Below are 24026 nucleotides of genomic sequence, written 5' to 3'. Positions count from 1 at the left end.
ATGGTGCGACCTACAAACATATCTTAGGCAACTATATATAATATATGTAGTTTTTCATAGTTCTATTGGGATTAAGATAACATTTGTTCGCTTTTCATACCCTCCTCGCGTTACGTATACTGTGTCAATTAACCGTTGGTATAGGAGTTGCTTGCAAGAATCGCAATGACATAGTCTTATATAGCTATAACCACTACCTTCAATTGCTATCAGGGTAAGAATTTCATGCAATTACAATCTAACATTCTTAAAAATTTTGCTATTAGTCGCTTTAATGAGTACTACTTACCCAGTATCAATCGCAATACATTCGAGGTAATCGATTCAAAAACCTTCTATAATAGGAAATTTAAAACACTGTTCAGCCAACAAGATAAGTTGAACATAATCATTGGTATGGATTCAGGTCTGTTGGCTAACTATATACTTGAGCTAACTGAAGGTATACCTGATGGCAGTAAATTTGTAATTATTGAATTATCTACTATTTTACCTTTATTACTTATAGATATACCTAGTGAGCTACGAAGCAAACTCGTTATCATAGATGAATCTGGTTTAGATGAACTATTTAAACAAGATGATATAAAACTCTTCATAGCAAAAGGTGAATACAGGTTAATCGCTTCATCTTCTGTATCCTCTTGCCATCTTGATGATTACAACACATTACTAAATACTGTTGAATCTAGATTGCAGAATGAATATTTTGACAACAGCATTAACTTTACACAAAAAATATTTGTAAGAACTCAGCTAGAGAATATTGCCGACAATCATACCCAAGCAAAAGAGCTTAGAAATAAGTGTAAAGGAATGGTTTGTATAGTTATCGCAGGTGGTCCGTCACTTGATGACACTATACATTGGATAAAGGAAAATCAAGATAATTTATATGTAATTGCTGTATCGCGGATTGCAGGAAAGCTGGCAAAGTTTGGTATCAATATTGATATTATTGTCTGTGTAGATCCTCAAGATGTTAGCTTTGATGTGAGTAGAGGTATGTTTGAGTTAAGCGATGAAACCCTACTTGTACATTCATATCACGTCAATCCCAAAATATTATCTCAATGGCAAGGTGAATGCTTCTATATGGGGCAACGCTTTCCATGGAATATTGAGAATGACTTCGACAATATACCGACTGTGGGACCAACAGTCACCAATAGTGCTATTCGTTTAGCTATAGAGATGGGGTTCAGGCAGGTCTTGTTAAGTGGTGTGGATTTTTGTTACTCCAAGTCTGGATATAGCCACGCAAGAGGTACAGTAGAAGCAAGTTTAGGGCCGAGTTTAGGGCACGATACATTATGGGTAAATACTTACGCAGGTTATCAAGCAGAGACCTTAATTCAACTTAAACAAGCAATGGAATCACTTGAAAATGAAGCTAAAACATACCCTTATGTTGATTTAATCAATTTGTCATCACATGCTGCATGTATTGAAGGAATTACTCATCAATCTACGGAAAAAATAACACTTAATCCATTAGTAAAAAGCAAACTACTATCCGATAGTCGCCTGATCACAACAAAAGAAAATGATCTTAATGAAGTTTATTCTGAATGTAAAAATATAAAAAATGAACTTATCAAGTTGCAACACTTAATCACTGATGCAAAAAAACTCACATCGAAACTTAACTTAGACGCAAAAAAAACATCTAACACTCTTGATAAAGTAGATAAAATCGAGTTTAAAATAAACAAAAAATATAAAAAACTATCTCAATTAATCAAGTTTTATGGTTACTTTGAGTTCTCTAAATTTTTAACAACTAGAGAAGTAGAAAGCTGGACACAACCGCAAATAAACCAAATGACGGAAAGGTATTATGAGGCATTTTCATCTAGCTGTGATCAAGTTTTTAAACTAGTAGAAAGTGCTTGTAACAAACTGCAAGATAGAATAAACGAACTGGGAACTACTCCATTTAATACATTAGCAGAGCAATGGAAAAGAGATAATCAACCAGGAAGGTGCTTTATATGGAAAAAGATGCACCCTGCCTATTCATTCTCAGCAGATGAACAATTACTTTGGACGGAACTAAATAATCTATACCAGCTTAGCTTAACTCAAGTTAGGCAAGCCTATGTTGATACTCTCCATTCTGGCTCTGCTATGGAGCATGTCTACACAAAAATTTTACGGTTAAATAAATCTCAAAGTCATCAGGGCTTAGCATTACTTGCGCATAATCTTGCTCCACTAATAGAAAAGGATCCTGAAGCTAAGCGACTATATCATCTTGCATTATCCTTTCAGCTCAGCCTAGAGCAACAACATCAGCAAGCCTTAGATGCACTATTAGCATTACCCGAAGATCTCTATACAGAAATGGAGTTAAAACACATTATTCTGCTTGCGCTAAAATTGAGCAAACTTGAGCTGGCCGAGTCAACCCTTGTCAAGATTTTGACCCACAGTGATGAGTACATGCCGCAGTATGCGCATATCCTTAAACTACGCGGAAAAATCCAAGCGTCAGTCAACGTCTATCTAGACTACTTAGAAAAATATCCTTCAGATACGCAGACTTGGATAAAGCTTGGTTTATTTATGGTTGAACTCAATCAAGCTGAGGGTGCACATACTGCGTTTTCACATGCCTTAAATGCGGATCCTGACAATCAGGTAGCACAACATTATGTGGCAGAACTCACCCGAATCATGACTGAAGCACAATAACCTAGTTGCCAAGTGGTGATATCTCCACTTGGCGATTTTATTATTCATGCTTAGCATCTTATAATGAGCCTGTTTCAATCTTGCCATTTCCTAGGAGATATTGCTTGGCTCATACCTACATACCTTTAGACACCTATCGCCGTAAGTGGATTTTTAACCACAAAGACTTACCTGTGAGCGATGAGGACAAGACTGTCATTCTGCCGCTAACGGATAAAAGCGCCATGCTGGTGTGGAATCAGTGGATTAGCAATAAAAGTAGCCACGCCGAACAGTTTACTAAAGGGGATTGGGCCGCTAAAGCCAACGCATGGGTCAAAACGGATCATTGGCAGAGTGCGTGGGACAGTGAAGATAACAGTCTACCCGAGATGTTGGCCGAGTTTATTCAGTGGCCAGAGGATACTCAGGTCTATTTTTGCTACGAAAAATATCAAGTGATTGAGACTCGTTGGGATGTGTTTGTCCGCAATTGGAAGTGCTTTCTGTTTTTTGATGATGGCCCAATCCTGATCTCCCCTAAGCAAAAACAAGCGGTGATGTTTGAGCAAAATGGCCAATATAAATTAGGCGTTCGTGGCTAACCCTGTCAGCTAATAAACTAAACAGGTCGAATATTTCTTCACACATATCGCTTTTTTAATGCGCTCGACAAGGGAAAGTCGCCTTGTTTTGCCTAAGTCACCAGCGATAGCTTGCACAGATTAGGCTATCGCTCCTCTTGGGTTTCGATTAGTATCGCTTCGCAATCTACAGATAAATCACCGTTCGAGTCACTCAGATGATTGATACACTCAACGGCCATAACTAAAAAATATGAGGTGTATAATGAAGTTACTCTCAACCTTAACGCTCACTACTGCTTTGCTTTTTCCACTATTCACCCAAGCTAAAGAAGTCTCTGGTGTCCAAGTCGCCGATACCATCACGCTCGACGCTCAGGCGCTGCAATTAAATGGCGTTGGTGTTCGCAGCAAGTTCTTTATGGATTTGTATGTGGGTAGTCTATATGTGCCCACCCCGAGCAAAACCATGACTGAGGTCATCAATGCCCCGGTTGCGGCGATTCGACTCAATATTACGTCAGGAATGATTACTTCCGAGAAAATGCGTGATGCGATAACCGAAGGTTTTGAGCACGCGACCGCCGATAATACGACCGACATTCAGCCACAAATTGACGCCTTTATGGCGTTATTTAAGGATGAAATCAAAGAAGGCGACCAATTCACTTTGGTCGCCAACAAAAGCCGTGGCGTTACCGCCTATAAAAATGGCCAAGAACAAGCCACGATTGAAGGGGAAATGTTCCGCCAAGCCTTACTCAAAATTTGGCTAGGGGAAAAACCAGCACAGACAAGCCTCAAAGAAGCCATGCTGGGCCAGTAATTAAAATCGAAACTCGAGATCCAAGGCCGCTGCGCCTTGGTTATCGAGATCAAGCGCGGCCTCATTGGTCACTTCTAATTCACCGTTAAAGTAATAGCCCGCGTAGAGATTTAACGCGATTGCTGGTGTCACACGCCAACCAGCTCGCAGATAGCTCACCCATTCATTGGTTTCGACTACCGTTTCATCATCGGCAATTAAAAATCGCTCCGTGCGGCGCGAATTACCCAAGCCCACGTTCCAAGCGGGATTGAACTGATAACTAAGTTCCAATCCTGCTGGCCCACTAAAGCCCGCTTGGGAAGGATTTGCTAGACGCCAGCGATCATTAATCTGCCAGCTCACGGCAAGGTAAGGCAAAGTACGCACTTCATCTATGTCATTCAAGTAGGCCACACCAAAGCCCAGCATGTTTCCCGATTCAAAGGCATACATGGCCGAGGCAACCACACCATAACTCTGTGCATTACTGGCGGACGCGGTATCGGCATAAGCATATTGGATTTGTGGCGACAGCATAAATGACCAATGCTTATCCATCCGATAATTAACAGATAGGCTCGCACGGTAGCGATCGATATTTTCCCAGGTTTCACCCGCATCACTAAACAATGCTGCCGTATTATTGGCGCCTGTTAAACGAATATTACGCCAATCGTAGTCAAGTCTGTCGTAGCCAAGTCTCATCCCAACGGACCATTGTTGACTCAAGGGCATAGTCACGCCAGCGTTGAGTAACAGGCTATCCCGCTGCAACTCAGTTTCACCATTGGCAACGTTGGCACTCTGGGTACTAATTTGCGATACGCTGACCTTAAAAGGCTTATATTCTTGACGAGGCTCTGCTGCGAAAACGGAGTAGCTCAACAAAGGCATCAACCCTATGAACACTATGCTGGGGTTAATATTGACTGGTGAATGAAGTGGTTTAGCCACGCCTGCTCCTTGCGTTACTGGTTGAATAATGTATTGCGTATAATACGCGTTACCCAAGACAAAAGTACATTCTTAATCGAAGAATGATACAAACTGATACCTTAACTCCACTTTAATTAAACACAATAAGCTTTTAGGAACATCTCAGCACAACCCCGAATATACTGCTCACGTTCCCCCAATAAGCTCTCGGTTTCTAGCCCCAACTCTAACCTGAGCTTCAATTCACCAAACAGCATTAAACATAAACGAACCGCACAGTGATGCGGTTGTGGAAATCGATACAATCCAAGCGCCTCAACAGCCACTAAATATTTTGTCAGCATCGCAAGCATATGTTGTGGACCCGCCTCAAAAAATAAGCGTGAGACTTCAGGGTGGCTTTCCGATTGCGCCACACAGGCTTTAAAGACGGTAATAGCCTCAGGGCTGACAATCATTTCACCAAATTGCAACGCAAACTCGGTGATAGTGGCTTCGGGTTGGCTTGGATCACTCAGTAAGTCATCATGTAAATTGTGACCCACGCATTTTGACTCAATCGCAGCCACAAACAGGTCATCTTTACTGCCATAGTGAGAATAAACGGTTTGCTTAGAAACACCTGCCAATTTAGCGACTTCATCCATACTGGTATGGGGAAATCCCTGGCGGCAAAACAAGTCAATGGCCGCCACTAGCACTTGCTGTTTCTTTTGTTCACTGCGGCTCATCGGGATCTCAGTGGACTGAGTCATATCTTCACTCAAGGTAGCAACATAATTAATTCGTATTAGTTAAGCATAAAATAGACTAGACAGTCCAGTTCCGCACAACTAGACTAGCAAGTCTAGTTACATAAAATTAACCTTAAGCTTACAACGGAAGGATTCAAATGGATCAAGCGGCCCGATGTTTTTGGCGTGTATTTTGCGTTTGCGTGATTGCCGTCACCACCTTAACGGCCTGTCAAAAGGAAGTGACAGAGCATGCCAATACTGCGCAATTACAAACCGTGACGACGGCACCGCTGCGCTTGTCGACTAGCTATCAGAGTGAGCAAGTATTCACTGGCACAATCCGTGCGGGCAATACCACGGGCGTCGGATTTGAATTATCGGGTAAGCTCAGTGAGTTAACTGTCGATAGCGGCGCTAAGGTGACTCAGGGGCAAGTATTGGCCAAACTGGATACCCGCTTGCTTGAAGCCGAGCGCCAAGAAATCCAAGCAAGCTTAGCGCAAACCCAAGCCGATGTTGACCTTGCCACCAGCACTCTCAAACGGAATCTAGAACTGAAAAAGTCCGGTTATGTCTCTGAACAATTGCTCGATGAAACTCGAACTCAACTCACCAGCCTAGAGGCGGCTAAACAACGCTTGCTCGCCTCGCAACATGCCAATCAACTCAAACTCGACAAATCACACTTACTCGCCCCCTTTGATGGCATCATCAGTCAGCGCCAACATAATTTGGGGGAAGTCGTTGCCGCGGGTAACTCTGTCTTTACCTTAGTTGGTAGCATCAATACCGAGGCCTATATCGGTGTCCCGGTTGCCATTGCTAACCAATTCACTACCGGACAAGAAGTAAAGGTTAGTGTCCAGAATCAACTATTTATGGCTAAAGTCGCTGGGATCAGTGCCGAGGTCAACCCCATTAGCCGCACGGTACAACTGCGGATTAGTCTACCTGCACAGGCCAAGGTGATAAATGGAGAAATAGCCTATTTACATCAACAACAAACCGTTGAACAAGCAGGCTACTGGGTGCCAATTTCAGCACTGATTGATGGTATTAGAGGACGCTGGAATATCTATGTTACGGCGCAACAAACAGCTGATAGAGCTTCAACTCAAATAGAGCGTCGCGATGTCGATATTCTCTACACCACGCAGGATATGGCTTATATCCAAGGAGCGATTAAAGCCGACGAACAATATGTGACTCAAGGTTTGCATAAATTAGTCGTTGGCCAAGCCGTTTCCACAACAATCGCAACGACGAGGTAATCATGATTAAAGCCTTCGTCGAAAATGGTCGCTTAGCCAGCCTAGTGATCGCCCTACTACTGGTCGCGGGATTTGGCGCGATGTCCAGTTTGCCTCGCACCGAAGATCCACATATCACCAACCGCTTTGCCTCTGTCATCACTCCTTATCCCGGCGCATCCGCCGAGCGGGTCGAGGCACTTGTCACCGAAGTATTAGAAAATCAATTACGTCGCCTTGAGGAAATAAAGCTGATTCAATCCACCTCAAGGCCCGGTATCTCAGTGATCCAGTTAGAGCTCAAAGACACAGTGACAGATACTGCGCCTGTGTGGTCAAGGGCGAGAGATCTGCTGGCCGATGCCAGAAACACCCTCCCCGATGACATACAGACACCGACCTTAGACGATCAAGTCGGCTACGCCTACACCGCGATTTTAAGCCTAGTGTGGAACGATAACAGTCAACCTAGGGTGGATATGCTCAACCGCTATGCCAAGGAATTACAAAGCAGGCTCAGACTCTTATCCGGCACCGATTTCGTTAAACTCTACGGCGCACCCGAGGAAGAAATCCTAGTCCAGCTCGATGGCTATAAGATGAGCCAGTTGCAATTAACGCCGGGTACCATAGCGAAAATCTTAAGCAGCGCCGACAGTAAAATTGCCGCAGGCGAGATCAATAACAATCACTTTCGCGCCCTTGTCGAAGTCTCGGGTGAGCTCGATTCGCAGAACCGTATTCGCCAAGTACCACTTAAAGTCGATAACGATGGGCAAATCATTCGTCTAGGCGATATTGCGACTATCAGCCGCCAAGCTAAAAAACCAGCAGATAGCATCGCTCTCGTTGACGGCGAGCAAAGCGTGTTTGTCGCAGCGCGAATGTTGAATAACACCCGTGTTGATATCTGGCAAGGACAAGTCAAGCAACTGGTCGATGAGCTCAACAACGAGCTTCCCGCAAATATCAAAGTGCAATGGTTATTTGAGCAAAACAGTTACACCAGTGACCGGCTTGGCGGACTCGTTATCAACCTAATACAAGGGTTTGTGATTATTCTCACCGTCTTACTGCTGACCTTGGGCTTAAGAAACGCGATTATCGTTGCCCTGTCGCTTCCCTTAACCGCCCTGTTTACCTTAGCCTGCATGAAATATATCGGCTTACCCATTCATCAAATGTCGGTCACAGGTTTAGTCGTTGCTCTAGGGATTATGGTGGACAATGCCATTGTAATTGTTGATGCCATTTCCCAGCGCCGCCAACAGGGTATGAGTCGCTTAAACGCTGTGACTGAGACCTTACATCACCTGTGGTTGCCTTTGGCGGGCTCAACGATTACCACTATTCTAGCCTTTGCGCCGATCGTATTAATGCCAGGCGCAGCCGGAGAGTTTGTGAGTGGCATAGCTATATCGGTAATGTTTGCACTCTTTGGCTCCTATGTAATTTCCCATACTTTGATCGCCGGTCTTGCGGGACGCTTTAGCCTCGAAGGTAAACATCCTGTCTGGTATCAGCATGGTATCAATGTGCCTTTAGTAAGCGGTTACTTTCAAGCAAGCCTAAGGTTTGCGCTCAATCGCCCACTACTGAGCGCTACGCTTATCGGGATAATACCGCTGTTAGGTTTTTACGCTTCAGGCAAGATGACTGAGCAGTTTTTCCCGCCATCGGATCGGGATATGTTCCAAATTGAGCTGTATCTCGCCCCCCATGTCAGCCTCGAAAACACCTTAAACCAAGTGCAGTTGATGGATAAGCAGTTGCATCAAATCGAGGGCATCAGCCAAGTCGATTGGGTTGTGGGTGGCAATACCCCTTCGTTTTATTACAACTTAACTCAGCGCCAACAGGGAGCCACTAACTATGCTCAAGCCATGGTGAAAGCCAGCGACTTTGAGCGCGCCAACGCCCTTATCCCAGAGTTGCAGCAAAGCTTGGATAAAGACTTTCCAGAAGCGCAGGTGTTGGTGCGTAAACTGGAGCAAGGCCCGCCCTTTAATGCCCCGGTCGAGTTGATGATTTTTGGCCCTAATCTGGAAACATTACGCACCTTGGGTGATGAAATCCGTCATATTTTGGCTGCAACGCCCGATGTGATCCACACCCGCGCCACCTTAAGTGCTGGCGCACCTAAGGTATGGCTTCAGGTCAATGAAGATGCGAGTTTAATCAGCGGATTAAGCCTGACGGATATTGCTAGACAAGTCCAAATGTCTACAACTGGAGTGATTGGCGGCAGCGTGTTAGAACAAACCGAGTCACTTCCTATACGCGTGCGTCTAGGTGAGAGTAGCCGCGAGCAGGCGAGCCGTATTGCGGAAATCCAGCTCATGACCCCTTCGGGCACTGCCGTTCCGTTATCTGCACTGTCCCACAACGAGGTGCAAGTCAGTCGCGGGGCGATCCCTAGGCGTAATGGTCAACGCGTCAACACGATCGAAGCCTATATCGTCAGCGGGGTATTACCTGCCCAAGTCTTAAATGATGTAAAAGATAAAGTGGCCGCCATCAAACTACCGGCAGGTTATCGGATTGAAATTGGCGGCGAAAGCGCTAAACGCAATGAAGCGGTAGGTAATCTACTATCTAATATCATTTTAGTGGTTACCTTATTACTAGCTACAGTAGTCTTGTCCTTTAACTCCTTTAGGCTAACAGCGATTATTTTACTGAGTGCATTACAGTCGGCGGGGCTTGGGCTACTTGCGGTCTATGTGTTTGGTTATCCCTTTGGCTTCCCTGTGATCATCGCCCTACTCGGCCTAATGGGGCTTGCGATCAACGCGGCGATTGTGATTTTGGCTGAGCTGGAAGATACACCGAATGGCAGAGCGGGAGATAAAGCTGTAATTATCAATATTGTCAGCGGCTGTGGTCGGCATATCAGCTCAACCACAATCACGACGGTGGGGGGATTTATTCCGCTGATTATTGCAGGTGGCGGATTTTGGCCGCCCTTTGCCATCGCTATCGCGGGAGGCACCTTGCTAACAACCTTGCTATCACTCGTTTGGGTGCCAACCATGTATCTACTACTAATGAAAAACCGCAATAGGTTAGATACATCGCCGTTGTCGCCTCAAATAGCATCATGAACCAGATATTGATACAACTTATCTTTAAGGTGAAGCCGTTCTAATTTTAAGGCCACAAAGTGCTCATCATTGGTGGGCACTTTGGTTAACTCTAGAGCACGAATTTTATGGTCTAACTCATGGTAACGCTGCGCCATGGTCGCGAAAATTGCATTGTTTTTTTTAAGATGATGAATATGGTCAGCAAAATCTGGAAACTCATAAATTAACGCATGATTTTCACCCAACATAGTGTCACTCCTTGTCGTCTTGTATTGGTTCGATTGCGATAAGCCATGGGAAGTCATCCATTTACCCCAAAACTTATCACTCTAGACCGCATTCCCCATCGCAAAGTGCTATATTCCTATCCGCTAAAATAAAGCAAAGTTATCGTGGTAGGAATTGGCAATATGTCAGCGAACTATCTATAAATAATAGAAAATCTTAGACCCATATCAAGACCATGACGTAAAAGTTAGGTTACATTAGCGTTAACCTTTACCCTATAGGATCGCAGAATGAACTATAAAAATTGGCCTATTGCAAAACAGATCGGTGCTCTCGCGTTTGCCCTTACCCTTATTATTTTCTGTATACTCAGTACTCTTTCCTATAAATCCGCTTCAAATGTGCTCGAGGACAAAGGCATTAGTGCCATGAAAGCCGAAATGCACGCTGTATCCGATATGCTTGAGCTTCAATACGATAGCTTGTTGCAACTAGCAAGACGCAATGCCGATGTCTTTAAAGAAATGTATCCTGGTCAATTCAGCATCTTGGATAAAACGGTCAATGTACTCGGCGTAAACACGCCAGCATTGTTACATGAAAAAGAACAAATCAACTCTTCAAAGAGTAAAGTTGACCGTTTTGCTAACCTCACAGGTGGCACAGCTACGGTCTTTGCTCTCGCTGGAGATGATTTTGTCCGTATTGCAACCTCCCTTAAAAAACCCGATGGCAGCCGCGCCTTAGGTACCTTTTTAGGTAAAACCCATCCAGGTTATCCGACCTTAATCAAGGGCGAGGTTTATGAAGGTTACGCCAAACTTTTTGGTAAAGACTACATGACCGTCTATCGACCCATTAAGGATCTGCAAGGAAAAGTGATTGGTATCTTATATATCGGTTTTGAAATCACGCAATCCTTAACCCAATTACAAAAAGCGGTGAATAAAATCACTCTAGAAGAAACTGGCCATTTCCTCTTAATGCGTAAGATAGACAACGTTCTCGTCGCTCATCCCAAATTTAATACTGGCGAACCTGTGACGGAGTCTATGCTTGATGGCTTAACCCTCAGCCAAGCCACCCAAGATCAAGCTGAATGGCGTTATAGCAACAGCAAAAACCAACCGATGTTTGCTTACAGCCAAAGTGTTAGCGGTTGGAACTGGATGCTGATTGGCCAAGTTAACGCAAATGAATTAAATGAAGAAAGCCTTCTCTTATTGACGATCAATGCCATTGTGGCCGTCTCAGGCATAGTGTTAATTACCGTACTACTGTCCTTAGTGCTACTGCGCTCACTCAAGCCTTTGCACACACTCCAACACCATATGGAAATCTTAGGTTCAGGAGATTTTAGTCACCACCTCCCCGCATCAGCTTTAGATAGTCAAAACGAAGTCGATAAGATCACCACAAGTGTTTCCACTATGTCATCGGAACTGCGTCAATTAATCAGTGCCTTGCAAGCGTCGGTGCAGAGTATTGAACAGCAGGCATCAAAAGCGCAGCGTATTGCCAAACAAAATGGCGAAGAAGCTCAAGCGTTGATGCAACAAACGGATCAAATTGCTACGGCAATTGAGGAAATGTCCACTTCAATCCGCGATGTAGCAAATCACGCTCAAGAGGGTGCAACTCAAAGCCAACAGGTCGATATCGCCGCAAAAGAAGGTCAACAACAACAAGTACGCTTAGTACAAGACCTACTTAAATTAAGCCAACAGCTTAGTCAAAGTCACCAAGCCGTAGAGAAAGTTAGCCAAGAAAGTGAAGCGATCAGCAAGGTCACAGAAGTGATTAACAGTATTGCCGAGCAAACCAACCTACTTGCTCTCAACGCGGCCATTGAAGCGGCCAGAGCTGGTGAACAAGGGCGTGGTTTTGCCGTGGTCGCAGATGAAGTCCGCACTTTAGCTCAACGGACGCAATCATCGATTTTGGAAATTGGTCAAACAATCGATAAGCTTCAAAGCCAAGTTAAAACGACAACAAACCAAATGTCGCAAAGCCATCAACTGGGTATTACATCGGCAAATCAAGGGGAAGAAACAGGCAAACAACTTGAGGAAATTACCCGCAGGATTGGAGAACTCGCGATTAGCTCGCGCAATATTGCTTCTGCGACTGAGCAACAAAGCAGTGTTGCCCAAGAGATCACCCATAATCTGCATCAAATTAGTGAGCTTGCCAATGAAGGAGAGCATAGAGCGGCTGAAACAGTAAACTCGGCAAATGAGTTATCTTCCCTCGCCGTCGCGCTTAAGCAGCAAATTAGCCAATTTAAGGCTTAACCAATACTGCTAAAATTAAGCCCCAAACTCTAAATGCCGCCCAACTGGGCGGTATTTTTTATCACTTTATCAAAGCCTAGTTGATGTATTGAGGCAAGATGTTGTTCGCTCTAGCCATTTCGACCTCGTAAAACGCGCAGCAATGTGCCGTAACTCTCCTCACACAGCAAGTGACAAATAGCGAACGAGCCAGACGCCTGTTTGACTAGCGTTTCTGCGGCATTATCGTTCGTTTAGGTAACATCAAACTCCGACATTACCTAGCATCCCTCCAACCGCTGATCCCCTAACACATCAGCACGCAATAGAAACTTTGCCTCTCATGTTGTTACGATTGATTTAACCATTTTCAACGGCACAGACTTATCCCTGCTATCGATAATTTCAGTCATAATCTTCTCTCCTTAAACAGGCTTATTGTCTATGCATGCGAATAAGCAGCGTGTTTAGGATTAGCGTACTGGTATTTTTTTATTCCAATAAAAAACCCTGCAGATGCAGGGTTTTAGATGATTTACGCTGTTGGAGTTTAGCGATTACTCAGCGTCATCGCTTGAGCGGTCCATATTCTCCGTGTTTTCAAGCCACAGGGCGTTGATCACACCAAAAGAACAGGCTAACAAAACCCCTAATATCCACGTGAAATACCACATAGTAGATGCTCCTTAATTCTAATAGAGTGAGGCTTTGTTATCTTCAATATGTTTGCGGTTTAAACGACCAAACATCTTGAAGTAAGTCCATACAGTGTAACTTAACACGATTGGAACGAAGATAATCGCCGCCCAAGTCATCACAGTTAATGTCATTTCACTCGCAGTCGCATCCCACATGGTTAAGCTCACGTTAGGATCTAATGAAGATGGCATAACGAATGGGAACATTGCTGCACCACAAGTTAAGATCACCATCGCCACAGTCAGCGAGCTAAATAAGAATGCGAAACCTGAACGATTTAAGCGACTCACCACAATCACTAACAGTGGTAATGCCACACCTAATACTGGGAACAGCATAGTAATAGGATACTTATCGTAGTTAGCTAACCAAGCACCAGACTCAACGGCTACGGTTTTCAGCGTTGGGTTTGACAATGCATGGTGGTCAAGGGTTGAAGTGATAACATAACCATCAATACCATTGGCTAACCACACACCCGCAGCGGCAAATAATACTGCCACTAACAGTGCACATAGCTGAGTCGCATTCGCGGCACGTACACGCAGCTCACCGTCGGTCTTCATTTGCAGCCAAGCAGCGCCTTGCATCATAAACATGCTCACGCTCACTAAGCCCGCCAGTAAACCGAATGGGTTCAACAGGCCAAATAAACCACCGTGATAAGTCGCACGCAGGAACTCATCGAAATTGAATGGTACACCTTGGAGTAAGTTACCGAAGGCCACACCGATGATCAGCGGTGGAATAAAGCCACCACAGAACAACGCCCAGTCCCACGATTTACGCCATTTTGGATTTTCAATCTTAGAGCGATAGTCAAATCCAACTGGACGGGTATACAAGGCAAACAGCACTAACATCATGGCCACATAGAAGCCAGAGAAAGATACTGCATATACCATAGGCCATGCCGCAAATAAGGCACCACCTGCGGTGATTAACCATACTTGGTTACCATCCCAATGGGGGGCAATAGTGTTGACCATAATACGGCGCTCAGTATCGTCTTTACCGATAATCGGTAATAGTGCACCCACGCCCATGTCAAAACCGTCAGTGACCGCAAATCCGATGAACAGTACGCCGATCAGAGCCCACCAGATAACTCTCAATATTTCATAATCAAACATAATGAAATCCTCTGCTTAGGCTTCTAGTTTCTCGAAGTGATAACGACCAGTCTTTAAACTGCTAGGGCCAAGACGGGCAAACTTAAGCATCAAGAATATCTCGATCACCAGCAGCACAGTGTAGAACAGTGAAATCGAAATAATACTGAACCACAGATCCCCAGTCGTTAGACTCGAAGCAGACATAAAGGTCGGCAGAACCTCAGAGATGGTCCAAGGTTGACGGCCATATTCCGCCACAAACCAACCACACTCGATCGCAATCCAAGGTAATGGCAAGCTAAAGAGTGCCGCTTTAAGAACCCATTTCTTCTCTTCGATTTGATGACGTGTGCTTTGCCAGAAGGCCGCCGCGAACACAATCAACATCACAAAGCCTAAGCCAACCATCACACGGAAGCTCCAGAAAATCGGTGCCACGTTCGGGATAGAATCCTTCGCAGCCGCTTTGATTTGCTCTTCTGTCGCATCTACAACATTGTCGGTATAACGCTTCAGCAATAAGCCGTAACCTAAGTCAACTTTCGCCGCTTCGAACGCTTCACGTAGCTCTGGAGACTTGTCACCAGCGCGCAGTTTCACCAGCATCTCATAGGCTTTCATACCATTGCGAATACGCACTTCGTGTTCAGCCACTAAGTCACGCAGACCAGTCACTTCTTCATCTAAAGAACGTGTTGCCACGATACCCATAGCGTAAGGGATCTTCACCGCGAAATCGGTGTGCATGGTTTCTTGATTTGGGAAACCAACCGCAGTAAAGGCCGCTGGAGCAGGCTCTGTATGCCACTCAGCTTCAATTGCCGCTAACTTAACGCGCTGCGCTTCACCCACTTTATAACCTGATTCGTCACCCAAAACGATAACAGACAGGATAGATGCCATACCAAAGCTGGCGGCAATCGCAAATGAACGACGGGCAAAAGGTAAGTCACGTTTCTTCAGAATGTAGTAAGAGCTGATCGCTAATACGAACATTGCACCTGTTACATAGCCAGAAGCCACAGTGTGAACAAACTTCACCTGTGCAACAGGGTTGAAGATAACATCAGCAAAGCTGGTCATTTCCATACGCATGGTTTCGTAATTGAACACGCTACCCACAGGGTTTTGCATCCAACCGTTTGCTACCAGAATCCACAGAGCGGAGAAGTTGGAACCAAAAGCCACCAACCAAGTTGTCGCTAAATGTTGACGTTTTGAGAAACGATCCCAACCGAAGAAGAACATACCTACGAAGGTCGATTCTAAGAAGAATGCCATTAAACCTTCGATGGCCAGCGGTGCACCAAAGATGTCACCTACATAGTGTGAATAGTAAGACCAGTTAGTACCAAACTGGAATTCCATTGCTAAACCTGTTGATACACCCAAGGCAAAGTTGATACCAAACAACTTACCCCAGAACTTAGTCATATCTTTATAAATTTGTTTATCAGTCATCACATAGAGTGATTCCATGATAGCCAGCAAAAATGCCAACCCCAAGGTTAAGGGAACAAACAGGAAGTGATACATGGCTGTCAGCGCAAACTGTAGCCGCGATAGCTCAACAACCTCTTCAACAATCATCGGTGACTCCTTACGTGGTGCGTCCAATTGCTACGACAACATGAGCCATTCATAGCAAGTGCCTTTGTAGGATAGTGAGTTTTCATTTTGTGTTTATAGCTGAAGCCAGTATAAACCGTTAAATATCATCTTTTTCATTACATCGAGGCAGCAAGGCCTAAAAATCCCCTTTTTCCTTGCATACTGAGACCCTAGTCACACTATCGCTCGGCTTTGAGACTTCCACCTCACCACCCAATCCTACAAATGATCCCATCGATATAAATATCAGATAGTTAAGATATTTAATCGCTTTCATTTGTGAGTATTTTATACCACCCGCCTTTGATTCAAATCAATCAAACTCAGGGGTTTAGATGGGTTTTGCGGCAGGGCACACACTTCACTTTGACACCCTGTTGACAGGAAAGCAAATATGAAGTAGAGAACAAGATTGAAAGAATTAAAAAATAAACTTTTAAGCACTTTAAAACAAATTCATACCATAACCAGTAAAAACAACAAAAAACAAATAAAAAACAACATTAACACTAATAAAACAATAATCATAAAAAATGAAAATATGCAAAATAAACCAATATAAACAATAATTTGAAAAGATAAAAAAGCTTAACCCAAAAATAAACCAACTAACATTAATTAGTTTTTTTAATGATTAATTGTATTTTTTCTCGTTTGAGAGTGACGATGGGATTGGTTAATATATCTCCTGTGTTAAGGAGACGGTTTGGTACGACTGGTGAAGTGTCCCAGACAAGCCCAACTCCGCGCACATAGGTCTAACTTTGGTGTGGAGAAAGAGATATGACAAACTTATTCGAACGTCTGGTTAACAGCTATAAGCGTGTTTTTGTTGAACTTTATACAGCGCATGAGCTGTAATCGTTCACCGCTTACTCTGAAATAATACTGATTTGATTTGAAGTTTTGTTAGCGCAAAACGAGCCCCCTTCTCGATGAGTTGGGGGCTTTTTATTTTTATTGTCCGCAGATGGCTGGCATTAAAGCAGTTAAAAAATGGCAATAAGGTTTTGTTTCACTTGTGTGAACTACTTATTAAGAGGTATTTAGCTGATTAAGTCGGTATTTTTCAAATTGATTGTATTAGAATAAACGCATGCAAAGCTAACATATTAAAATATATTATTTTTTTAAAAGATGCGTTTTATATATAAAAAAGGAGCGAAAATTTTCGCTCCTTTTTAGTCACTTAAGTGATAGTTTTATCAATAAAAACCTTAGCCTAAGTTGACTCGCGCATTGCGGAACATCCGCATCCATGGGCTGTCTTCACCCCAGTTATCTGGGTGCCACGAGTTCGCAACCGTTCTAAATACACGCTCAGGGTGTGGCATCATCAAGGTCACACGGCCATCAGTAGTACAGATACCGGTTAACCCGTTTGGCGAGCCGTTCGGGTTTTGTGGGTATTGAGTCGCGATCTCGCCTTTACCATTTACAAAACGCAGCGCAATGGTGCCAGAGGCTTCGGCTAACGCTAAGGCTTGAGCGCTGGCAAATTCTGCATGGCCTTCACCGTGGGACACAGCGATTGGCATACGTGAACCCGCCATACCTTGGAAGAACAATGACGGACTTTGTTGCACTTCAACTAAGCTGAAACGTGCTTCAAAACGCTCTGAACGGTTACGTACAAAACGTGGCCAATGCTCGCTACCAGGAATAATTTCCTTCAGATTTGACAGCATTTGACAGCCGTTACACACGCCGAGCGCAAAGCTTGAGTCACGTTCAAAGAAACGTGAAAACTCATCGCGAGCACGCTCGTTAAACAGAATCGACTTAGCCCAACCTTCACCGGCACCTAATACGTCACCGTAGGAGAAGCCACCACAGGCCACTAGACCTTGGAACTCTTCAAGGCTAATGCGGCCTGACAGAATGTCAGACATATGCACGTCGCGGCTTTCAAACCCTGCGCGATCAAACGCAGCAGCCATTTCGACATGGGAGTTTACGCCCTGCTCACGCAGGATTGCCATTTTAGGTGCAGCACCTTTAAGGATATAAGGCGCAGCAACGTCTTCACTTGGGTCAAAGCTTAACTTAACCGTTAAACCTAAGTCAGTTTCATCCTGCTTAAGCTTAAATTCTTCTAATGCACAGGCTGGGTTATCACGCAGCGCTTGCATACGGTAAGTGGTTTCTGACCACACAGTGCGCAGTGCAACACGGGTTTCACTGAACACTTCACGCTCACCCTCTTTAATGGTGATGCGTTGATCATCGGCTAGCGTTCCGATCACATGGCAAGGTACGCCAGCGATGGCAAACTGAGCGGCGATTTTGGCAGCGTTATCGCGGCTCACTTGCAGCACAGCGCCAAGCTCTTCATTAAAGAGTATTTCTAAATCAGTGCCCTGTAGATCTTCTATATCAATGTCTAAGCCAGTGTTACCCGCAAAGGCCATTTCCACCAAGGTTGTGAATAAACCACCATCGCTACGATCGTGGTAAGCAATCACTAACTTATTAGCCACCAGCTTTTGCATGGTTTCGAAGAAACCACGTAACAGTGCAGCATCGTCTAAGTCTGGTGCGACATCGCCTAACTCACCGTAAACCTGCGCTAAACAAGAACCGCCTAAGCGGTTTTGGCCCGCGCCCAAATCAACTAGCAATAAAGAGGTTTCACCTTTATCGCTGCGCAGCTCTGGCGTCACGGTATTACGAATATCCTGCACCACACCAAAGGCCGTGATAACCAATGACATTGGTGATGTCACGGTTTTATTCACACCATCTTGCTGCCATGCGGTTTTCATCGACATGGAGTCTTTACCGACAGGAATGGTCAGGCTAAGTTCTGGACACAGCTCTTCACCGACGGCCTTAACCGCTTCATAAAGACCCGCATCTTCGCCAGGGTGACCTGCGGCCGACATCCAGTTAGCCGACAGTTTGATACGTTTGAACGAACCAATATCCGCACCCGCGATGTTCATAATCGATTCGGCCACCGCCATACGGGCAGAGGCGCCAAAATCGAGCAGTGCCAGCGGCGTACGTTCACCCAGTGACATGGCTTCACCGGCGTAGGTGTCAAAGCTTGCCGCCGTTACCGCGCAGTCAGCCACTGGCACCTGCCATGGGCCAACCATTTGGTCACGGTTCACTAGACCCGTTACCGTGCGGTCACCAATAGTGATCAGGAAGGTTTTGTCCGCCACTGTTGGCAAGCTAAGAATGCGTTTAACCGCATCTTTAATATCGATATTGCTTTGCTCAAGTGCAGGTGAAACCGCCTTTTTAGACACCACATTACGGCTCATCTTAGGTGCTTTACCTAATAACACCTCGAGTGGTAAATCGATGGGATTGTTATCGAAATGGCTGTCGGCTAGGGTTAAATGCTGCTCTTGCGTCGCCTCGCCCACTACCGCAAACGGTGCGCGCTCACGCTCACAAATTGCAGTAAATAAAGGCAAGTCTTCGGCAGCAACCGAAAGTACATAACGTTCCTGCGATTCGTTACACCAGATCTCCAGCGGGCTCATGCCCGGCTCGTCCGATGGCACATTGCGCAGATTGAAGATACCACCACGGCCGCCATCATTCACTAACTCAGGGAATGCGTTAGATAAACCACCCGCGCCCACATCGTGGATAAATTGGATTGGGTTTTTATCGCCTAACTGCCAGCAGCGGTCGATCACTTCCTGACAGCGGCGCTCCATTTCTGGGTTTTCACGCTGTACTGACGCAAAGTCTAAATCTTCGCTCGATTGACCTGACGCCATCGAAGAAGCCGCGCCGCCGCCCAGACCGATGTTCATCGCAGGGCCACCGAGTACGATCAGCTTAGCACCGACGGTGATTTCGCCTTTTTGTACATGCTCTTCGCGAATATTACCTAAACCACCCGCTAACATAATGGGCTTATGATAACCACGGACTTCTACGCCGTTGTGGCTAGAGACTTCTTGCTCATAGGTACGGAAGTAACCTAACAGGGCTGGACGACCAAACTCGTTGTTAAACGCGGCGCCGCCTAATGGGCCTTCGGTCATAATATCCAGAGCGCTAACGATGCGATCCGGCTTACCATAATTACCTTCCCAAGGTTGAACAAAACCTGGGATTTTTAAATTCGATACGCTAAAGCCAGTTAAACCCGCTTTAGGTTTAGAACCACGACCGGTTGCACCTTCATCGCGGATCTCACCACCAGAACCCGTCGCCGCACCAGGGTATGGACTGATTGCCGTAGGATGGTTGTGGGTTTCCACTTTCATCAGTACGTGCATTGGTTCAGTGTGATAGCTATAAACACCGTTTGGATCGGGGAAGAAACGTCCCGCAACCGAACCTTCCATCACAGCGGCGTTATCTTTATAGGCAGATAACACGTGGTCTGGTGTGGTTTCAAAGGTGTTTTTAATCATCTTGAACAGAGACTTAGGCTGCGCCTCGCCATCAATTGTCCAATCTGCGTTAAAAATCTTGTGACGGCAGTGCTCGGAGTTGGCCTGAGCAAACATCATCAGTTCGATATCATTTGGATTGCGGTTCAAACGGACAAAGTTTTCGACTAAATAATCGATTTCATCTTCAGCAAGCGCCAGACCCATTTCGACGTTGGCCACTTCAAGGGCTCGGCGACCTTCAGCCAACACGTTCACACTCTTGAAAGGCGCCGGTTCAGTGCGTTTAAACAGCACATCGGCCTTTGCAAAATCGTCCAGAACCACTTCAACCATACGGTCGTGCAATAACCCTTTGAGGGTTTGTTGCTGCTCGGCAGTCAAAGTGTCTGACTCCACATAATAGGCAACACCACGTTCCAAACGCTTTACCTTACCGAGACCACAATTGTGGGCGATATCAGTAGCTTTTGAAGACCATGGGGAAATTGTGCCGGGGCGGGGAGTAACAAACAGGAGTGAACCTTGGGGGGTATGGGCTTCGATAGCAGGTCCATAGGTGAGAATTTTTTCAAGTTGCTTGCGCTCATTGGTCTCAAGCAACTCGCTCAAATCCGCTAAATGAACATACTCAGCATAGATTTGGCGTACCGGAAGCGCAGCGTTTACGCAGGCCTCCATTAGCTTTTGCACTCTAAACGTCGAGAGTGCTGGGGCTCCGCGGATGATCTCCATCACGTCAATTCACCTTATATTTATAATTGCAGGGGTCAGAGATGGCGCTATTATAGGGAAATGTCTGTCACAAATCACCTGTGACCTTACGCAAAACAGTGTTTCCTATAAGATAAAAAGCAAACCTTTTTTCTTGGTTTGCACACCATTCGATACGATTTTTTTACGTAATCGGTGACAAACGGATATAATCACAGCAATGTCAGCTAGTTTATCTTAGTTACCTCACTGACCTTCTACTATTCATCTTTTTGATTTTATTTAATAAAGTGTACTTAATGGCTCGATTTCTGTTCTTGACTATCTTGGGTTTCTTACTGACTGCCTGTCAGCAAGTTACCGTGGAAGAAACAGAATACGTCCCCCATAAACTCACCGAATTAAGAGTTGGCACGCTCTATGGCCCGCAAATTTATATGACCTCGGGCCAAGGCAACAGCGGCTTCGATTACGATATGGCTGTGCTCTTTGCCGAATACCTCGATGTTCCCTTAAAAATGGTGCCCTATACCAGTCGTGTAGAGCTCTATGAAGCACTGAAAAAAAACGAGATTGATATCATCGCCGCAGGGATGACAGAAACCCCAACACGGCGCGAGCAATTCCGTTTAGGCCCGCCTCTTTATCGGGTTAATCAAGTATTGGTTTACCGTGAAGGTATGCCTACCCCCAAAGATATTACTGATTTAAAAGGTAAAATCACTGTTATTGCCGACTCAGCATTTGTCGAAACCTTGACTCAATTGCAGAAACGCCATCCGACGCTGGTATGGGATCAAGTGACAGATAAAGACAGCGAAGAACTGCTGGCAATGATCGCCAATAAAGAAATTGACTACACCATAGCCGACTCCAGTAGCGTACAAATAAACCGTCGCTACTTACCCGATCTCCGCGCTGGATTAGTACTTGAAGAGAAGCTCGACGTAGTCTGGTTATTACCCGCCAATCATAGCGATGGTTTGATGAGTCAACTGCTAGCATTTTGGCACCAAGAAAAATTAGCTGGCACACTCGATCATCTAAACGAAAAATATTTTGGCCATGTTAAACGTTTCGATTATATCGACACCCGCGCTTTCCTACGCGCTATCGAAACTGTGTTACCACGCTACCGCCAGTTATTTGAAACCCACGCCGGTGACTTAGATTGGCGAAAATTAGCAGCGACCAGTTATCAAGAGTCCCATTGGAATCCCAATGCCCGCTCACCGACTGGCGTGCGCGGTATGATGATGTTGACACAACCGACCGCCAAAGAAATTGGCATCACCAACCGACTCGATGCGGAAGAAAGTATCCGCGGCGGCGCCGCCTATTTACGGGATATGATCAACCGTTTACCCGAGTCGATTCCCGAGAGTCAACGCATGTGGTTTGCACTGGCATCTTACAATATCGGTTATGCCCATGTGGAAGACGCCCGTAAACTTGCTGAATCTATGGAGTTAAATCCCAACGCGTGGCGAGATCTTAAAAAGGTGTTACCACTGCTGCAAAAGCGCAAATACTACCAAAAGACTCGCTACGGTTACGCCCGCGGTAGTGAAGCAGTGCATTATGTGGATAGCATTCGTCGCTACTACGACACCTTAGTCTGGGTCGATAATCAGTCTCAACAGCAAAATAGTGATGACGTCGAACCCAGCGATCTCGCTTCAGAAGATACACCCGCACCAGTATCTGGCACCTTAAGCCCTGATAAGCCAAAATAGCCCAACAAATATCTGCCAAATAGTTTGAATTACGCCACAGTGTTGAAACGCCAACAGAATAAGCCTTAGCTTTTAATCTTAGATTAAGTGAATACGCGCTAAAGTGAAGCCACTTTGAGGTAAAAATGCTGCTTTATAGAGCAGATGCATCCTGGGGGGATTGCCGCATGAGATCTCTACTGATACTGTCGTAATGACAAATAAAGACAAAAATGATTGCAGCGTTAACCATTGTCTCTAACCAAAATGGTAACCCAAGCAAAGTAGCCTTAACTTAAACAATAACAAGATTGAAATGGGGTCTATATGAGAAGAAAAACCATCAATAACAATGCGTCTCGCCGTCGTACTTTACTTAAAATTCGTCATCGCCGAGTGCTGAATCGTCACAAACTGTTTTTTACCTTTCTGCAAGCGCAAAACTAAATCAAAACAATAACTCAATTTAGTCCTTAAGAAATCCTCTCCTGCTGCGCCTTTTGAGCCTGTTTTAAAGCCTTCTTTTCCTCCCGACGACGTTTAAAAAAGCGGCTCAATTGGTCGGCACAATCCTGTGCTAACACGCCAGATGTAACCTCAACTTGATGATTAAAAACGGGATGTTGCAAGAGATTAAGCACAGTTCCCGCGGCGCCCGTTTTTTCATCCCGAGCCCCAAATACCACTCTAGCAATACGGCTATGCACCATAGCGCCAGCACACATGGCACAAGGCTCGAGGGTCACATATAAGGTCGCATCAAGGAGCCGATAGTTTTCAACGGTTTGCCCAGCGGCGCGCAAACAGAGGATCTCAGCATGGGCACAGGGATCATGCTGACTGATAGACAAGTTATATCCAGCTGCAATTTGCTGGCCATCCTTTACTAACACCGCCCCCACTGGCACCTCGCCTTCAGCCTCGGCCTTCTCAGCCATGGCCATCGCGACCCGCATCCAATGCTCATCAACTTTTGATTGGTCAAAATGGGGTGAGTCCAAACTGACAGGCGCTTTTTCTACAGAGGATAACGAAACGACATCTATTTCAGCCTGTTTCGATTGCACTTGTTCAGATTCCGCTTGTTTAAATTTCACTCGTTTTTTCCCACTAAAAACATTCACTCACAACTGAATACGGCAATTATACCTATAACCAATAAAAAAGGCGCACTTGGCGCCTTTCACTGGATCAGGATTGAGCCCTCTCGATTGTTGCTTGAGTAGATAA

At 45.1% G+C, this 24026-nt stretch carries 15 protein-coding genes; 7 read left to right on the top strand and 8 right to left on the bottom strand.

What is annotated here, in order from left to right:
• Positions 1–225 precede the first annotated feature (225 nt).
• The 3 genes from M0413_RS05735 to M0413_RS05725 all read left to right on the top strand — a co-directional run bounded on the left by M0413_RS05735 (position 226) and on the right by M0413_RS05725 (position 4086).
• Positions 226–2697 carry a 6-hydroxymethylpterin diphosphokinase MptE-like protein gene (locus M0413_RS05735; protein WP_069453258.1) on the top strand — a complete coding sequence of 824 codons (2472 nt, stop codon included), beginning with the start codon at positions 226–228 and terminating at the stop codon, positions 2695–2697.
• A gap of 104 nt (positions 2698–2801) precedes the next feature.
• A complete protein-coding gene (locus tag M0413_RS05730; protein ID WP_249553438.1) occupies positions 2802–3281 on the top strand; it encodes a DUF2947 domain-containing protein in 480 nt (159 codons plus the stop codon).
• 244 nt (positions 3282–3525) lie between these two features.
• A complete protein-coding gene (locus M0413_RS05725; protein WP_249553436.1) occupies positions 3526–4086 on the top strand; it encodes a chalcone isomerase family protein in 561 nt (186 codons plus the stop codon).
• On the opposite strand, the gene M0413_RS05720 is transcribed toward M0413_RS05725, so the two are convergent.
• Both M0413_RS05720 and M0413_RS05715 read right to left on the bottom strand, forming a co-directional pair.
• Complete coding sequence (locus M0413_RS05720) at positions 4087–4962, bottom strand: DUF6268 family outer membrane beta-barrel protein (RefSeq protein ID WP_249553461.1); 876 nt, start codon at positions 4960–4962, stop codon at positions 4087–4089.
• Positions 4963–5138: 176 nt separating this feature from the next.
• On the bottom strand, positions 5139–5759 hold the full coding sequence (locus M0413_RS05715) for a TetR/AcrR family transcriptional regulator (protein WP_037424895.1): 621 nt from the start codon (positions 5757–5759) through the stop codon (positions 5139–5141).
• Positions 5760–5896: 137 nt separating this feature from the next.
• Between M0413_RS05715 and M0413_RS05710 the strand changes: the two genes are divergently transcribed.
• Positions 5897–7012, top strand: coding sequence for an efflux RND transporter periplasmic adaptor subunit (locus tag M0413_RS05710; protein ID WP_249553434.1), 1116 nt, complete (start codon positions 5897–5899; stop codon positions 7010–7012).
• Positions 7013–7014: 2 nt separating this feature from the next.
• Positions 7015–10095 carry an efflux RND transporter permease subunit gene (locus tag M0413_RS05705; RefSeq protein ID WP_069453263.1) on the top strand — a complete coding sequence of 1027 codons (3081 nt, stop codon included), beginning with the start codon at positions 7015–7017 and terminating at the stop codon, positions 10093–10095.
• Here M0413_RS05705 and M0413_RS05700 read toward each other — a convergent pair.
• The gene (locus tag M0413_RS05700; RefSeq protein WP_047534029.1) at positions 10080–10325 is read right to left on the bottom strand and encodes an HP1242/YdcH family protein; all 246 of its coding nucleotides are present in this window, start codon (positions 10323–10325) and stop codon (positions 10080–10082) included. The genes M0413_RS05705 and M0413_RS05700 overlap by 16 nt on opposite strands.
• 270 nt (positions 10326–10595) lie before the next feature.
• Here M0413_RS05700 and M0413_RS05695 point away from each other — a divergent pair, with 270 nt between their 5' ends.
• Entirely contained in the window at positions 10596–12599 is a 2004-nt protein-coding gene (locus tag M0413_RS05695; protein ID WP_249553432.1) for a methyl-accepting chemotaxis protein, read from the top strand.
• A 536-nt stretch (positions 12600–13135) separates the two neighbouring features.
• Here M0413_RS05695 and cydX read toward each other — a convergent pair.
• From cydX to purL, 4 genes are all read right to left on the bottom strand, one after another.
• Complete coding sequence (gene cydX / locus M0413_RS05690; protein ID WP_011622029.1) at positions 13136–13252, bottom strand: cytochrome bd-I oxidase subunit CydX; 117 nt, start codon at positions 13250–13252, stop codon at positions 13136–13138.
• A gap of 18 nt (positions 13253–13270) precedes the next feature.
• On the bottom strand, positions 13271–14410 hold the full coding sequence (cydB, locus tag M0413_RS05685) for a cytochrome d ubiquinol oxidase subunit II (RefSeq protein WP_037420654.1): 1140 nt from the start codon (positions 14408–14410) through the stop codon (positions 13271–13273).
• Positions 14411–14425: 15 nt separating this feature from the next.
• A complete protein-coding gene (locus tag M0413_RS05680) occupies positions 14426–15982 on the bottom strand; it encodes a cytochrome ubiquinol oxidase subunit I (RefSeq protein ID WP_037420657.1) in 1557 nt (518 codons plus the stop codon).
• 1238 nt (positions 15983–17220) lie between these two features.
• Positions 17221–21102, bottom strand: coding sequence for a phosphoribosylformylglycinamidine synthase (gene purL, locus M0413_RS05675; RefSeq protein WP_037420660.1), 3882 nt, complete (start codon positions 21100–21102; stop codon positions 17221–17223).
• A gap of 278 nt (positions 21103–21380) precedes the next feature.
• Between purL and mltF the strand changes: the two genes are divergently transcribed.
• Positions 21381–22817 (top strand): membrane-bound lytic murein transglycosylase MltF, encoded by a 1437-nt coding sequence (gene mltF / locus M0413_RS05670; RefSeq protein ID WP_037420663.1) that lies wholly within the window; start codon positions 21381–21383, stop codon positions 22815–22817.
• A gap of 452 nt (positions 22818–23269) precedes the next feature.
• Here mltF and tadA read toward each other — a convergent pair whose 3' ends face one another.
• Positions 23270–23797 (bottom strand): tRNA adenosine(34) deaminase TadA, encoded by a 528-nt coding sequence (gene tadA / locus M0413_RS05665; protein WP_283771914.1) that lies wholly within the window; start codon positions 23795–23797, stop codon positions 23270–23272.
• Between the last annotated feature and the right edge of the window lie 229 nt (positions 23798–24026).

It is taken from the genome of Shewanella sp. 8A, assembly GCF_023475945.1.
In the GTDB taxonomy this organism is placed as follows: Bacteria; Pseudomonadota; Gammaproteobacteria; order Enterobacterales; family Shewanellaceae; genus Shewanella; species Shewanella xiamenensis.
The sequence above is the reverse complement of the archived record's forward strand: the minus strand, read 5'-3'. Positions and strand labels throughout refer to the sequence as shown.